This window comes from Blastococcus sp. OS1-29, assembly GCF_057628075.1.
In genome coordinates, this window is sequence record NZ_JBXXJK010000002.1 from 222,104 (window position 1) to 235,385 (window position 13,282).

Below are 13,282 nucleotides of genomic sequence, written 5' to 3' on the forward strand. Positions count from 1 at the left end.
GTCAGCCGCCGAGGTTCCGTTCCCGCCACTGCCGCACGTACGCGCGGCCGTAGTCGTTGCCGTGCGGGGTGCGCAGGACGGTGTGGATGTGGAAGGGCTGCGGGGTGTCGTAGTCGAGGAAGACCCCGCAGTGGTGGTCGAGCTCGGCGATGAGCACCGGCGACTGGAGGCGGTAGTAGAAGACGTCGCCGGGCGCATGGCCGCCGATCCAGCAGAACCAGGTCTCGTCCAGGTGCTCGCAGACCTCCCGCATGCGCGCCGCGCGTGGGCCCTCGGGCAGCAGCCGCAGGAAGGCCTCGGCGATGGCGAGTGCCTTCTTCCGTGCCTCGGCGGGCATCTCGGCCACGCGGATGCCCTCGAACGGGATGATCCGGTTGTCCTGGAACGCCCCGGCGAGGTGACGCTCGTCGCCGGGGTGCACGCGGCCGGCCGGCATCGCCGGGTCGACCATCCGCTCGAAGACGGTCGCCGCGCGTCGCTGTTCGTCGGGGAGTGCGGCCATCAGCGCGGTGCCGAGCCGGATGCGGTCGCCGAAGACGTCGCGCAGGCCCGCGTGCGGACCGGCGTCGATCTCGTCGGGCTCGGCACCCAGGAACACCGGCGAGACCACCATGCGGCCCTCGACCACCAGGCAGTTGACCGCGGCGTGGTGGCCGAAGAGCTGCCAGCCCCACGGGGCGCGGGGGTCGGGTTCGCCGTAGAGCGCGATGTTGTAGCTGAACTCGTTGAGCACCGTCTCCAGGTCGACGACCTCGCCGAGGAAGCCGTTGATCAGCATCATCGCGTGGGCGAGCTCGTAGCCCTCGGGTGAGAGCGACGCTCGCATCAGCGCCAGAGCCTTCTCGCGCACCTCGACCGGCTGCAGGTCCAGCCGCAGGCCGGTGTCGAACTGCATGAATTCCGGGTTGGCCCAGGTCTGCCACTCGACGGCGTCGACGTCGAAGGCGATCCGCTTCCGCTGGTCGTCGTCCAGGACCGAGAGGAGGTCGTTCGCGGCCGCGACCACGGCCTCGACCGGCGCCTCCTCCCCGGGGCGCGCGGGCTCGAGCGGGTACAGGCCCGGGCGCAGGGTGCCGTCCTCGGTGACGCCGCGGAACTCGTTCTTGTAGAGCGGCGTCCAGCCCTCGACCAGGCCGCCGGTGAACGTGCCGGGCGTGCGGGAGAACTCTCCGTACGTGTACGGGTCCATGCCGCGCACCTCGGCCACCCGCGGGTGGCCGTGCGGGAACAGGTACTGGCGGAACTCCCCGGACATCAGGCCTTCCTCGCCTCGTTGCCGACGACGCGGTTGGTCAGCACGCCGAGCCGGTCGACCTCCACCTCCACGACATCGCCGGGTTGGAGCAGCCACGGAGGCGTCCGCGCGTAGCCGACGCCCGAGGGCGTTCCGGTCGCGAGCAGGTCGCCCGGTCGCAGGGTGAACGTCTGCGAGATCAGCGCGAGGGTGTCGCCGACCGTGTAGACCATCTCGTCGGTGCGCCCGTCCTGGACGACCTTGCCGTTGACCCGGGTCTGCACGTGCAGGCCGTCGCGCAGGTCGCCGACCTCGGCGGCGGGTACCAACGGTCCGAGCGGTCCCGAGTTGTCGCCGTTCTTGCCGAGGATCCACTGCGAGGTGAGCTTCTGGGCCCGCCGAGAGGTGAGGTCGTTGAAGGTGGAGTAGCCGACGACGGCGGCCAGCGCCTCGTCGGGGGTGGCGTCGACCAGGGGCGAGCCGACGTAGGCCATCACCTCGCCCTCCCAGTCGATGCCGTCCTCGTTCGCCGGTACCGGCACCTCGGCGCCGTCGACGGTCAGCGACCGGGTCCACCGCGCGAACAGCGTCGGGTACGGCGGCACGCCCTCCTCCGAGAAGCTGCCCTCCGCGACGTGCTTGAGGTAGTTCAGCCCGATGCAGATGACCCGCGCGCCGGGCAGCACCGGCGGCACGAACTCCACACGGTCAGCGGCGACGGTGTCGCCGGCGGGCTCGCGCGAGAGGAATCCGGCCGCGTCGGCCCAGAACTCCTCCAGCCCGGCGACGACGGTCACCCGCGCGCCGTCGTCGGACAGCGCCGCGACCTGCACCGGTCCGCCGGCGCGGCGGATGCCCACGAGCCTCATGTCGGGTCCTTCGTCGGTCGGGCGGCGAGCGTGCGTCGGAGGAAGTCGATCGTGCGGTCGAGGGCCTGCTCGGGGGCCTTGGAGGAGCCGTTCCACATGTGGTCGGCGCCGTCGAGCAACTCCAGCTCGGCGTCGACGCCGAACTGGACCAGCGCCGCGTGCAGCCGCTCGCTCTGCACCGGCGGGATGAACCGGTCGGCGGCCCCGTGCAGCAGCAGGAACGGTGGCGCGCCAGGGGACACGTGGCTGATCGGGCTCGCCTGCGCGGCGAGCTCGGGCACCTGCGGCGCCGGGGCGCCCAGCAGCCGGTTCTCGCGAGTCGTGGGGTCCAACGGGTCCAGCCCGGTGTCGGTGGCGACGGCCGCGACGTCGCTCGGCGCGTACCAGGCCGCCACCGCCGACACGGCGCTCGACGGACCGGTGATCCCCACGTCCCCCTCCAGCGCGGGATCGGTGACCAGGCCGAGCAGCGCGGCGAGGTGGCCGCCGGCGGACTCGCCCCACGCCGCGATGCGGTCGCCGTCGATGCCGATCTCCGAGGCGCGGGCGCGCAGCCAGCGGACGGCGGCCTTCACGTCGTGCAGCTGCGCCGGCCAGACCGCCTCCCCGGAGAGCCGGTAGTCGATGCTCGCGACCGCGATCCCCGCCTGCGCGACCCGCTCGAACGGCGTCGGACGGACGCCGCGGTACCCCGGGCCAGCGCTGTGCCGGCTGCCCACCTGCCAGCCGCCGCCGTGCAGGAACACCACGACCGGGAACGGCCCGTCGCCGTCCGGCAGTACGAGGTCGAGCTCCAGCGGCCGGATGCCGCGGGTCGCCGCGTACGGCACGCCGAGCAGCAAGCGGACACCGCCGTCACCGGGATGCGCAGCCGGCAGCGGCAGCTCGTGCGCGGGCGGCGGCAGGGGGAGCGCCGCGCCGGTCACTCGCCGGCGTCCGACCAGTCGAAGCCCTGCAGGAACTGCATGTTGTGCTGCTGCGCGGCGGCCCCCATCCGCGGGAAGTCCGGGATGAACGGCGGCTGGTCCTTGGTCGGGTGGTCGGTCTCGGTGCCCATGTGCTGGAAGAACCGCTCGAAGCCGCCGGACAGCGTGCCCATCAGGCGCGCCGCCTCCTCGATCCTGTAGGCGTGCGCGAAGCCGGCCGGTACGTACCCGAAGTCGCCGGTGTTCAGCAGCTCGGAGTGCTTGGCGCCCTCGGCGTCCTGGTAGTAGAGGCGCACCGTGCCCTCGAGCACGTAGAACGTCTCGTGGGTCTCGTTGTGCGAGTGCGTCGGGATGATGTCGCCGGCGGGGGAGTCGCTGACGATGATCCCGAACTGGTTCTCCGTCTCGTCACCGGACAGCAGCACGGTGAACAGATCGGTGAACAGCATCGCGTGCTCGCCCTCGCCCCTGCGCAGCACGTACGGCTGCGGCTTGCCGGGGAGGATGCCCTTCCACTGCGGGCCCTTCGCGGGGTCGATCAGGTACTCGAAGCTCATCAGGTCTCCCCGGGTCGGGTCATCGGTGACTGCGTCGAGCATCGGTGACCGGGGTCACCGGTCCTACGCCGGTGCCATTGAACGGCAACCAAGGTGCCTGCCTGCACGGGGCGTTGGTCCCTGGCCGGACGGCTGGAACGTCCGGCACGGTGCGCTCATGCCGTTGACCCCACTCCGCATGGACGAGCTGGTCAACGCCTGGGTGGCCGACGAGTGCACGCCGTTCCAGATCGCCCTGCTGGGGGTGTTCGACGCGGCACCCTTCCTCCTGGCCGACGGTTCGGTGGACGTGCCGCGGATCCGCCACGAACTCGCCGTCCGCGCGTCCCGGGTCGCGGCACTGCGCCGGCGGGTGGTCTGGACCCGCCTCGGCGAGGGCATGCCCGTCTGGGCGCCCGACCCGGCGTTCGACCCCGACCAGCACCTCGGGGCCGCGACGCTGCCGGCGGGTGCGGAGCTGGCGGACTGGGCCGCGAACCGGATCGTCCGGCCGCTGCCGCTCGACCGGCCGCTGTGGCGGGCCGAGGTGGTCGACGGCCTCCCCGGCCGGCGGTTCGCCGTACTCGTCGTCGTCCACCACGTCGCCGCCGACGGCATGGCGGGTGTCGCACTGGCCGGCTCGCTCCTCGACGGGGCGGAGGAGGGACCGGGCCCGGCGGCCCCACTGCCCCCGGCGACCCCGCTGCCGACCCACCGCGAGCTGCTCCGGGACCGTTGGGACCGGACCGGCGCCGCGCTCCGGCGCGCCCGGCTGCCCAGCACAGCCACGCTCACCCGACTGCGGGATCTCGCCGCCCAGGCCCGCGACGCGTCCTCGGACCTGAGGACCCGGACGTCGGAGACGTCCCTGCCGCGACGGGTCGGACCCGACCGTCGGCTGGTGGTCGTCCGGCGGCCGCTCGACGAGCTGCGCCGGACCGGCCACGCCCTCGGAGTCACGGTCAACGACCTGCTGCTCGCTGCTGTGGCCGGTGGCCTGCGCGAGCTGCTCCGGGCACGCGGGGAGGACGTCGACGTCCTGCGGATCCGAGCGTCCGTGCCGGCGGCGACCGGAGCCGGTGGGCAGGCCAGCGGCATCATGCTCGTCGACCTGCCCGTGGCGGAGCCGGATCCACTGCGACGGCTGGGGGTGGTCAACGCCGCCACGAGCAGCGCGAAGCGGCGGCTGTACGCGGGGGCGCCCGACATCACCGACGTGATGCACCTGCCGGTGCCCCTCGCCCGCGTCGGCATGCGGTGGATGCGACGCTTCGGCGGCACCCGGGTCAATCTGTTCGTCACCGACGTCCCGGGGCCGGCGGCGCCGCTGTGGCTGGCCGGTGCCCGGCTGCTCGAAGCGGTCCCCGTCGCGCCCCTCGTCCAGCACGTCGGCCTCGGCGTCGCCGCCCTGTCCTACGCCGGGGACTTCGCGGTCTCGGCGCAGGCCGACGGATCGGTGTCCGACCTGCGGGTGCTCGCCGACGGCATGAGCCGGTCCTTCGACGCCTTCCGGGCGGCGGCGTCCGCGGAGAGTTCCACGTCATGACCGTGCCCCTGCCGCCGCCTCCCGGCGCGGAGATGGCCGCCCTGCGCCGCTTCCACGTGGACACGAACTGGACCGGCACGATCCGCGAGGGCGGGATGGGTCCCGGTACGCCGGCGATGACCGCCCAGGGGCGGGGCCGGCACGAGGTGATCCAGGACGGTCGCTGGGTCGTCGGCCACTACGAGCAGGACCAGTACCTGCTCGACGGTGAGCACGTGCTCACGTGGCAGCTGCACTGGGTGGCGGGATGGAGTCCGGCGGACGGCGAGTACCGGGCGACGGTCGCCGACGTGTACGGGCACGCCGAGGTGATGCGTGGCCGGATCGACGGCGACCGGCTGGTCTTCGAATCCGTCGGGGAGCCCCCGGTGCGCATCCGCCTGACATGGCAGCTGGACGGGTCGACCGTGCTCTGGCGCAACGAGATGTCCGTGCAGGACGGCCCGTGGTCCCTCGTGGAGGACTACGTCTGCACCCCGGTGACGGACGACGCCCTCAGGCCGTGACGCGGACCCGATCGCCGGCGACTACGTCGGCCATCAGAGCCAGAGCCCGGTCGACCGGCTGGATTCCGGCGTGCAGGTTGAGGAAGCCGTGCAGCATGCCGGGGACCAGGACCTGGCGGACGTCGACCCCGGCCACCGCGAGCTGGCCCGCGAAGAGCTCGGCGGAGGCCCGCAGGTCGTCGTACTCGGAGTTCAGCAGCACGACGGGGCACAGACCCTCGAGAACGGCGTTCGCCGGCATCGCGTAGCCGTCGGCGAGGCTGCTCGGCCCGCCGAGGTAGTTCTCGGTGATGCCCCGCCGGTCCTCCGGCAGGAAGCGGAGCAGCCGCGGGACCTCCTCGAGCAGGGGAGCGAGGGACGGCGACGGCGGCGGCACGACGGCGTGGAACGTCGTGTAGGCCAGCAGCAGCGCGGCCGGCACCCAGCTGTCGTCGTCCCGCAGCCGGAGGACGGCGCCCGTGGCGAGGTTGCCGCCGGCGCTGCCGCCACCGACGGAGATGCGGGCGGGGTCGACGCCGAGGCAGTCGGCGTTGAGCCGGACCCACCGGATCGCGGCCACCGAGTCGTCGTGCGGCACCGGGTAGGTGGTGCCGCCGACGCAGAGCCGGTAGTCGACGCTGACCACGACGGCGCCCGCCCGGGCGCAGATCTGGCGGGCCGTCCAGTCGGCCTCGGGCATGTTCAGGTCGCCCATCCGGAAGGCGCCGCCGTGCAGCCAGACGAGGCAGGGGCGGCCCGCGCCACCGCCGGGCGGGGTGTAGATGCGCACGGGAACGCGCCCGTGCGGGCCGGAGGCGGCGTCGTTGCGGATGTCTACCGCGGGCGGAGCGGGTGCGTCGGTGATGGACATGAACTGGTCCATGCGTGCCCGGGTCGCCGGGTCGGCGAGGCCCTTCTCGAAGGACTCGATGCCCTCCAGGAGGTGGAACTTCGACGCCTGGCTGGGGTGGATGGGCACGCGGGCTCCTCGACACGGGGGCCGACAGACGCGGCTCGCGGCGGGGCCCTCTGATCTCCCGCCACGAGCCGCAACCGCGAGGGTCGCCGACCCGTGGCGCCGCCCACAGAGCCGTGCCATTGAGCGGCACACGACTCAGGGGCCCGTGAGTGCTCCCGTGTGACCGATGGATCTCCGCGCTCCGAGGCCCCGGGAGATCGAGCGGGCAGCCGTGCGGACGGCGGGCCCGAGGAGTCGGGGCTCGGCGTTCTCCTGCGGCACGACCACCGACAGCGCCGCTGCGACCTTGTCGTCGGCGCCGAAGATCGGGGCGGCCACGCTGACCAGCGGCTGCGGTGATCGCCGCCGGATGGTCGCCAGCTCCTCGCGGCGGACCTCCGAGAGGGTCCGCCGCAGCGCCGCGGACGACAGGGCCACCTTCTCCGGCAGCTGCACGAGCGGCCGGGACAGGACGTCCTCCTGGAACTCCGGTGCCGCATAGGCCAACAGCACCAGCCCCACCCCCGTGGAGTGCAGCGGCAGCCGGCCTCCGACGTCGTACAGGACCGCCATCGCGCCGTGCGCGGACAGCCGTTCGACCATCACCGCCTCGGTGCCCTCCCGTACGGCGAGCAGCACATGCTGGCGGGTGACCTCCTCGAGGTCGCCCATGAACGGCAGCGCGACCTGCTTGAGGCCCTGCGCGCGCGGTGCGAGCGACGCCACCTCCCAGAGCCGGAGGCCCACGGTGAACCGCCCGTCGGCGTCCCGCTCCAGCGCACCCCAGGCCTGCAGCCGGCCGGCCAGCCGCAGCGTCGAGCTGGTCGGGATGCCGCTGCGCCGGCTCAGCTCGCCCAGGCTGAGCGAACGGTGGCCCGCATCGAAGGCGGCCAGCAGTGCGAACGCCCGGTCGACCACGGGGTCACCCTGGGGTGGGCGCCGGCCGCGGATGCGAGCGGGTTCGGGAGACACCTCGGTCATGGTCGGGTCATCTGCCGTTCAGGATGAGGCGCGCGCCACAGATGTTTTCCATTGGTTGGCATTGTGCCTGACGTCGCTGTGACGTCGACCGCATCGTTGCCGCCAAGCCGCGCTCCCTGCATCGGCCCGGCCAGGACGGCCCACCCCCGACCCCTCCGTTTGACGGCGAAGGAGCCACCAGATCATGAATCGATTCAAGGCCAGCGGTACGGCGGTGCTCGCGGTCGCGACCGCGGCGTCCCTCGCCGCCTGTGGCGGTGGGAGCGGCGGCAGCAGCAGCCAGAGCGCCAGCGACACCCTCACCTTTGCGCTCAATGCCGACGCCGCGCCGAACGGCTACGACCCGCTGCTCTACTCCCAGGGGCAGTACCAGTTCTTCGCCACGATGTACGACGCGCTGTTCGCGACGGACACGGACGGCAAGGCGCAGCCGGACCTGGTCAGCAAGTTCCAGAACAGCCCCGACAACCTGCAGACGACGCTGACCCTGAAGGACGGCGTCACCTTCGCCGACGGCAAGAAGCTCGACTCGAGCGTCGTCAAGGCGAACCTCGACCGACGCACCGACACGAAGAAAGCGGCGTACGGGCAGATCGCGCCCGGCGGTGCCAGCGAGATCACCGACGTCTCCGCGCCCGACGCGCAGACCGTCGTCATCACCTGGAAGGCCCCGCAGGCGGCCCCGGAGAACAACCTGGCCGACACGGCCGGCGTCATCGTGGGACCGGACGGCCTCGCCGACCCCGAGTCCCTGGCCTCCAAGCCCGACGGTTCCGGCCCGTACACGCTGAACGCCGGCAAGACCACCAAGGGCAGCACCTACACCTTGGACAAGAACACCAAGAGTGCCAACGCCGGTGAATGGTCCTACGACCACCTCACCGTCAAGGTGATCACCGACCCTCAGGCCCTGGCGAACGCGCTCGTGTCCGGTCAGGCCGACGTCGCGAGCCAGATCGACCAGACGACCCTCGACCTGGTCCAGTCCAAGCAGACCGTCACCAAGGTCGGTGGCTCGATCGTCGGCTTCCCGGTCTTCGACAAGCTGGGCAGCACCAACCCCGCGTTCAAGGACCCCAACGTCCGGCTGGCGCTGAGCTACGGCACCGACCGCGACGCACTGGTCAAGAGCCTGCACCCGGGTTCGAAGGCGACGGCGCAGCTCTTCCCGTCCGACAGCCCTGGCTTCGACGCCTCGCTGAACCAGAAGTACGCCTACGACGCGGACAAGGCCAAGAAGATGCTGGCCGACGCCGGCTTCCCGGACCTGAAGATCGACCTGACCGTCGGCGGTCAGCCGACGCCCGACGAGCTGGCGCTGCAGGACCAGTGGAAGAAGATCGGCGTCACGCTGAACTTCATCTCGGCCACCTCCACGGACCAGATCTTCGCCGCCGCGGTGACCCAGCCGCTCGGCTTCGGGGGCTTCGCGGTGGGCAGCAACCCGGCCGGGTTCGTGGCGGGAGTCATCTACAACGGCTTCGCCAACCTGCAGCACGCCACCGACCCGAACATCGAGCAGAACCTGGGCGCCGCCCTCGGTGCCAAGGGGGACGCGCAGCAGGGGGCGCTGAAGGCGCTCAACGCCGCCATCACCAACGACGGCTGGTTCCTCCCGGTGTACGAGGACTTCACGTACACCGGTTACAACAAGAGCGAGGTCACCGAACCGGCGTGGGCGGGCACGAACAACTTCCTCGTGCTCTCCAGCGTCAAGCCGGCCAGCTGACCCCGGTTCCCTGATCGGCCGGTTGGCGGCGCACCCCGCCGCCACCGGCTGACCGGCCCACACACCACGACCGAGGGATCCGCATGCTCGCCTACGTCGCCCGACGGCTCGCCCTGGCCATCGGCACCGTGCTGGCCGCCGTCCTCATCAGCTTCCTGCTGGTGCACGCCACCCCCGGCAGCCCGGGCGCCATCAAGGCCGGCGCCAGCGGGACCGCTGCGCAGATCGCTCAGTACAACCACCAGCTCGGCTGGGACCAGCCACTGTGGAAGCAGTTCGCCGACTACCTCGGCCGGCTGGTGCGCCTCGACTTCGGCACCTCGCTCATCGACAACAAGGACATCGGCGCCGACCTCGCCTCGCGGCTGCCGGTCACCGGATTCATCGCACTGTTCGCCACGCTGCTCTCCGGCGTGGTGGGCATCGTCCTCGGCGTGACCGCCGCCGTCCGCGGGGGTCGCTTCGGCCGGTTCATCACCTCCAGCAGTGGGGTTGCGCTCTCCCTCCCGGCCTTCTGGGTCGGCATCCTGCTGGTCTACGTGCTCTCCCTGCAGTTCGGGTGGCTGCCCGCCACCGGCTACACGCGCTTCTCCGACGATCCGGTCGGCTGGTTCACCAGCCTGCTGCTGCCGGTCCTCACCCTGGCGGTGGGCGGGGCGGCGATCATCGCCCGCACCGCCGCCGCCGGCATGCGGGAAGCCCTGCGCCAGGAGCACATCCGCACCCTGCGCGCCCTGGGCACGCCGGCCTGGCGGATCCGCTACCTGCACGCCCTGCGGTTCGCCAGCGTGCCGGTGGTCTCGGTGCTGGGCATCCAGTTCATCGCCCTGTTCGGCGGCTCGGTGATCATCGAGAACCTCTTCGCCCTTCCCGGGCTCGGCCAGGCCAGCCAGGCCGCCTCCAGCTCCCACGACCTGCCCGCACTTGTCGGCGTGGTCGTCATCGCCACTGTCGTCGTCGTGCTCACGAACCTGTTGCTCGAGTTCGTGGTCGCGGCGCTGGACCCGAAGGTTCGGACAGCATGAGCGTGTTGCCCCTGGACGCTGCGGACGAGGTCTCCACCGAGCCCACTCCCCCCACGCGTCGCCGCCGCGGCTTTCCCTCGCTCCTCCGCCGGCCCGGTACCGCGCTGAGCGTCTTCTGGCTGGTCTTCCTGGTCGTGGCCTCGTTCACGGCTCCGCTGTGGCGCCCCTACGGCGTGGCCGACCAGGACCTCGCCAACCGGCTCCAGGGCCCCACCGGCGCGCACTGGCTGGGCACCGACCCCAACGGTCGCGACCTGCTCTCGCGCATCTTCTCGGCCGGCGCCCAGCCGCTGCTCGCCTCCTCGCTCACCGTCCTCGTGGCGTTCGGCATCGGCGTCCCGCTGGCGCTGATCGCGGCCGAGCGGGGCCAGCGGGTCGAGCGGGTCATCAGCCGGCTCACCGAGGTGCTGATGGCTCTGCCCTCGACGATCCTGCTGCTCGCAGTCATCGGCGTCATCGGCGTCAAGATCTACTGGGTCATGGCGATCCTCGGCGTCATGATCTCCGCGGCCACGTACCGGGTCCTGCTGGGCGTCGCCCAGTCGGTGCGGCAGCGCCTCTACGTCGACGCGGCCCGGGTGAACGGCCTCGGCTCGCTGGCGGTCAACGTCCGCCACGTGCTCCCTGCCTTGGCCACGGTCATCGCCGTCCAGGCCGCCCAGCTGTTCGGCATCGGTCTGCTCATCCTCTCGGGCCTGGCCTTCCTCGGGTTCGGCCCGGCGGAGCCGGCACCCAGCTGGGGCACCATGATCCAGACGGCGTCGCAGCACATCTACGACGCCCCGTGGATGCTCGTGCCCACCGGCCTGGTCCTCGCCCTCACCGTGGTGGCGGTCAACGAGCTCGCCGACACCATCGCCGGCAAGGCGGCGAAGGAGAAGATCCAGCCCAGGCGCCGGGTCCGCGTCGTGGCCTCCAGAACGGCGGAGCCGGCCGATCCAGGAGCCGTCCTCGAGGTCCGCGACCTGTCGGTGTCCGTGGACGACGGGCCGCCGCTGGTCACCGATGTCTCCTTCGCGCTCGGCGCCGGCCAGGTGCTGGGGCTGGTCGGCGAGTCCGGCTGCGGCAAGACGATGACGGCCCGCTCGCTGCTCGGCCTGCTGCCCGACGGGGTGAATGTGTCCGGGGGGTCGATCCTCTGGCAGGGCCGGGAACTGGTGGGTCTGCCGGAGAGCAGGCTCAACGACGTCCGGGGCAAGGAGATCGCAATGATCTCCCAGGAGCCCATGGTGGCTCTCGACCCGATGTTCTCCATCGCGTACCAGCTCACCCAGCCGATCCGTCGCTTCCGCGGTGTCGGCCGGTCGGAGGCGAAGAAGATCGCGGCCGAACTGCTGCGCCAGGTCGGCATCGTCGACGCCGACCGGGTGCTGAAGTCCTACCCGCACCAGCTGTCGGGTGGCATGGCCCAGCGGGTCTGCATCGCACTCGCTCTCACCGGTCAGCCGAAGCTCCTCATCGCCGACGAGCCGACGACGGCCCTCGACGTCACCGTTCAGGCCGAGATCCTCAGCCTGCTGCGTGCCCTGGTCCGAGACACCGGCCTGTCGATCGTCATCGTCAGCCACGACCTGGGCGTGGTCGCCGACATCTGCGACGACGTGGCCGTGATGTACGCCGGCGAGGTCGTCGAGTCCGGCACCGCGGCCGCCGTCCTCGACGACGCGGCGCACCCGTACACGATGGCGCTGCTGGGTGCGAACCCGCACGTGCCGGAGGGGGAACCCGTGCCCGTGCGGCTGGCGTCCATCCCGGGCACCGTCCCCCCGCCCGGATCCTGGCCCACCGGCTGCCGCTTCGCCGCCCGGTGCCGGTTCGCGCAGGAGCAGTGCGCGGTGCCGTTCGTGTCGCTGCCCGCGCACGGGGACGGCTCGGTTCTGTGCATCCGGGTCGAAGAGCTCGCCCACCAGAACGTCACCTGGGACGCCGAGGCCGTCGGCGCCGAGACCACCGCTGGAGTGCCGTCATGACCGCCCCTGCCCCGACGGCGACCGAAGCCCGGCTCGGTACGCCTGTGCTGGAGGTCCGCGATCTCGTCGTCCGATACGGCTCCGGACGCAAGGCCCGCAACACCCCACCGGCGGTCGACGGGGTCAGCTTCGACATCGCCCCGGGCGAGACGCTCGGCGTGGTCGGGGAGTCCGGTTCGGGCAAGTCGACGATCGGCAAGGCCGTGCTCGGCCTGCAGCCGCCGACGTCGGGCACCGTCAAGCTGCACGGGCGGGACATCACCTCGATGTCGCTCAAGCAGCGCAGCACCCAGGTCGCCGACCTGCGGGTGGTCTTCCAGGACCCGTACTCCTCGCTCAACCCGGCGCGCAGCATCGGGCAGACCCTGGTCGAGCCGCTGCGGCTGATGGGCATCAAGGGCCCGGAGGCGCTGGCGAAGGCGCGGGCCGGCCTCGAGTCGGTGGGACTGCCCGCTGATGCCGCCGACCGGTACCCGGCGCAGTTCTCCGGCGGCCAGCGGCAGCGCATCGCCATCGCCCGGGCCCTGGTCTGCGACCCGAAGGTCGTCGTCCTCGACGAGCCGGTCTCGGCCCTGGACCTGTCCACCCAGGCGCAGGTGCTCAACCTGCTGGCCGACCTCCGCGACCAGCGCGGGCTGGCCTTCATGTTCATCGCCCACGACCTCGGTGTCGTGCGGTTCCTGGCCCAGCGCACGGTCGTGCTCTACCGCGGGCAGATCATGGAGACCGGCCCGGTCGAGGCGGTGAACTCGGAGTCCCGGCACCCGTACACGGTGGCGCTGACCGCCGCCGCACCCGTGCCTCGCCCGGCCGAGCAGGCCGCCCGCCGCGCCGCCCGCGAAGCACTCGGCGTCGGCACCGCCGGCGCCGCCAACCCGGGCGCGTCCGGCTGCCCCTTCGTGCCTCGCTGCCCGCTGGCCACCGACGTCTGCGTCGCCGAGCGGCCGCCCCTGCGGCTGGTGCACCGGACGCTGACCGCCTGCCACCACGCCGAGCGCGTCCCCGCGCTCTGAGCCCCGCACC

12 protein-coding genes are annotated in these 13,282 nt (G+C 72.2%); 6 read left to right on the forward strand and 6 right to left on the reverse strand.

Going from position 1 to position 13,282, the window contains the following annotated elements:
• Position 1 precedes the first annotated feature (1 nt).
• Genes AC2H4J_RS05815 through AC2H4J_RS05830 form a run of 4 tightly spaced genes read right to left on the reverse strand, consistent with a single transcriptional unit; the run spans position 2 to position 3,586 of the window.
• Complete coding sequence (locus AC2H4J_RS05815; RefSeq protein ID WP_487463900.1) at positions 2 to 1,255, reverse strand: DUF3500 domain-containing protein; 1,254 nt, start codon at positions 1,253 to 1,255, stop codon at positions 2 to 4.
• Positions 1,255 to 2,103, reverse strand: a complete 849-nt coding sequence (locus AC2H4J_RS05820) for a fumarylacetoacetate hydrolase family protein (protein WP_487463901.1) — start codon at positions 2,101 to 2,103, stop codon at positions 1,255 to 1,257. Before AC2H4J_RS05820 ends, AC2H4J_RS05815 begins: the two co-directional genes overlap by 1 nt.
• Positions 2,100 to 3,029 (reverse strand): alpha/beta hydrolase fold domain-containing protein, encoded by a 930-nt coding sequence (locus AC2H4J_RS05825; protein ID WP_487463902.1) that lies wholly within the window; start codon positions 3,027 to 3,029, stop codon positions 2,100 to 2,102. The genes AC2H4J_RS05820 and AC2H4J_RS05825 overlap by 4 nt, the downstream gene beginning before the upstream one ends.
• The gene (locus tag AC2H4J_RS05830) at positions 3,026 to 3,586 is read right to left on the reverse strand and encodes a quercetin 2,3-dioxygenase (protein ID WP_487463903.1); all 561 of its coding nucleotides are present in this window, start codon (positions 3,584 to 3,586) and stop codon (positions 3,026 to 3,028) included. Before AC2H4J_RS05830 ends, AC2H4J_RS05825 begins: the two co-directional genes overlap by 4 nt.
• Before the next feature lie 157 nt (positions 3,587 to 3,743).
• Here AC2H4J_RS05830 and AC2H4J_RS05835 point away from each other — a divergent pair, with 157 nt between their 5' ends.
• Complete coding sequence (locus AC2H4J_RS05835) at positions 3,744 to 5,111, forward strand: wax ester/triacylglycerol synthase domain-containing protein (protein ID WP_487463904.1); 1,368 nt, start codon at positions 3,744 to 3,746, stop codon at positions 5,109 to 5,111.
• The gene (locus AC2H4J_RS05840; RefSeq protein ID WP_487463905.1) at positions 5,108 to 5,617 is read left to right on the forward strand and encodes a DUF1579 family protein; all 510 of its coding nucleotides are present in this window, start codon (positions 5,108 to 5,110) and stop codon (positions 5,615 to 5,617) included. Before AC2H4J_RS05835 ends, AC2H4J_RS05840 begins: the two co-directional genes overlap by 4 nt.
• Here the strand turns inward: AC2H4J_RS05840 and AC2H4J_RS05845 are convergent.
• Positions 5,607 to 6,575 carry an alpha/beta hydrolase gene (locus tag AC2H4J_RS05845; RefSeq protein WP_487463906.1) on the reverse strand — a complete coding sequence of 323 codons (969 nt, stop codon included), beginning with the start codon at positions 6,573 to 6,575 and terminating at the stop codon, positions 5,607 to 5,609. The two genes, AC2H4J_RS05840 and AC2H4J_RS05845, sit on opposite strands and share 11 nt — an antisense overlap.
• A 135-nt stretch (positions 6,576 to 6,710) precedes the next feature.
• Complete coding sequence (locus AC2H4J_RS05850; RefSeq protein WP_487463907.1) at positions 6,711 to 7,535, reverse strand: IclR family transcriptional regulator; 825 nt, start codon at positions 7,533 to 7,535, stop codon at positions 6,711 to 6,713.
• Positions 7,536 to 7,719: 184 nt separating this feature from the next.
• Here AC2H4J_RS05850 and AC2H4J_RS05855 point away from each other — a divergent pair, with 184 nt between their 5' ends.
• The 4 genes from AC2H4J_RS05855 to AC2H4J_RS05870 all read left to right on the forward strand — a co-directional run bounded on the left by AC2H4J_RS05855 (position 7,720) and on the right by AC2H4J_RS05870 (position 13,272).
• Positions 7,720 to 9,264, forward strand: a complete 1,545-nt coding sequence (locus AC2H4J_RS05855) for an ABC transporter substrate-binding protein (protein WP_487463908.1) — start codon at positions 7,720 to 7,722, stop codon at positions 9,262 to 9,264.
• A gap of 83 nt (positions 9,265 to 9,347) precedes the next feature.
• On the forward strand, positions 9,348 to 10,289 hold the full coding sequence (locus tag AC2H4J_RS05860; protein ID WP_487463909.1) for an ABC transporter permease: 942 nt from the start codon (positions 9,348 to 9,350) through the stop codon (positions 10,287 to 10,289).
• A complete protein-coding gene (locus tag AC2H4J_RS05865; RefSeq protein ID WP_487463910.1) occupies positions 10,286 to 12,259 on the forward strand; it encodes a dipeptide/oligopeptide/nickel ABC transporter permease/ATP-binding protein in 1,974 nt (657 codons plus the stop codon). Before AC2H4J_RS05860 ends, AC2H4J_RS05865 begins: the two co-directional genes overlap by 4 nt.
• Positions 12,256 to 13,272, forward strand: a complete 1,017-nt coding sequence (locus AC2H4J_RS05870) for an oligopeptide/dipeptide ABC transporter ATP-binding protein (RefSeq protein WP_487463911.1) — start codon at positions 12,256 to 12,258, stop codon at positions 13,270 to 13,272. The genes AC2H4J_RS05865 and AC2H4J_RS05870 overlap by 4 nt, the downstream gene beginning before the upstream one ends.
• Positions 13,273 to 13,282: the final 10 nt, after the last annotated feature.

Bases quoted from the DNA above. Each gene is read 5' to 3' on its own strand.
- AC2H4J_RS05840 (WP_487463905.1), top strand. From the start codon at position 5,108: ATGACCGTGCCCCTGCCGCCGCCTCCCGGCGCGGAGATGGCCGCCCTG.
- AC2H4J_RS05815 (WP_487463900.1), bottom strand. From the start codon at position 1,255: ATGTCCGGGGAGTTCCGCCAGTACCTGTTCCCGCACGGCCACCCGCGG.
- AC2H4J_RS05820 (WP_487463901.1), bottom strand. From the start codon at position 2,103: ATGAGGCTCGTGGGCATCCGCCGCGCCGGCGGACCGGTGCAGGTCGCG.
- AC2H4J_RS05835 (WP_487463904.1), top strand. From the start codon at position 3,744: ATGCCGTTGACCCCACTCCGCATGGACGAGCTGGTCAACGCCTGGGTG.
- AC2H4J_RS05870 (WP_487463911.1), top strand. From the start codon at position 12,256: ATGACCGCCCCTGCCCCGACGGCGACCGAAGCCCGGCTCGGTACGCCT.
- AC2H4J_RS05830 (WP_487463903.1), bottom strand. From the start codon at position 3,586: ATGAGCTTCGAGTACCTGATCGACCCCGCGAAGGGCCCGCAGTGGAAG.
- AC2H4J_RS05850 (WP_487463907.1), bottom strand. From the start codon at position 7,535: ATGACCGAGGTGTCTCCCGAACCCGCTCGCATCCGCGGCCGGCGCCCA.
- AC2H4J_RS05860 (WP_487463909.1), top strand. From the start codon at position 9,348: ATGCTCGCCTACGTCGCCCGACGGCTCGCCCTGGCCATCGGCACCGTG.
- AC2H4J_RS05855 (WP_487463908.1), top strand. From the start codon at position 7,720: ATGAATCGATTCAAGGCCAGCGGTACGGCGGTGCTCGCGGTCGCGACC.
- AC2H4J_RS05865 (WP_487463910.1), top strand. From the start codon at position 10,286: ATGAGCGTGTTGCCCCTGGACGCTGCGGACGAGGTCTCCACCGAGCCC.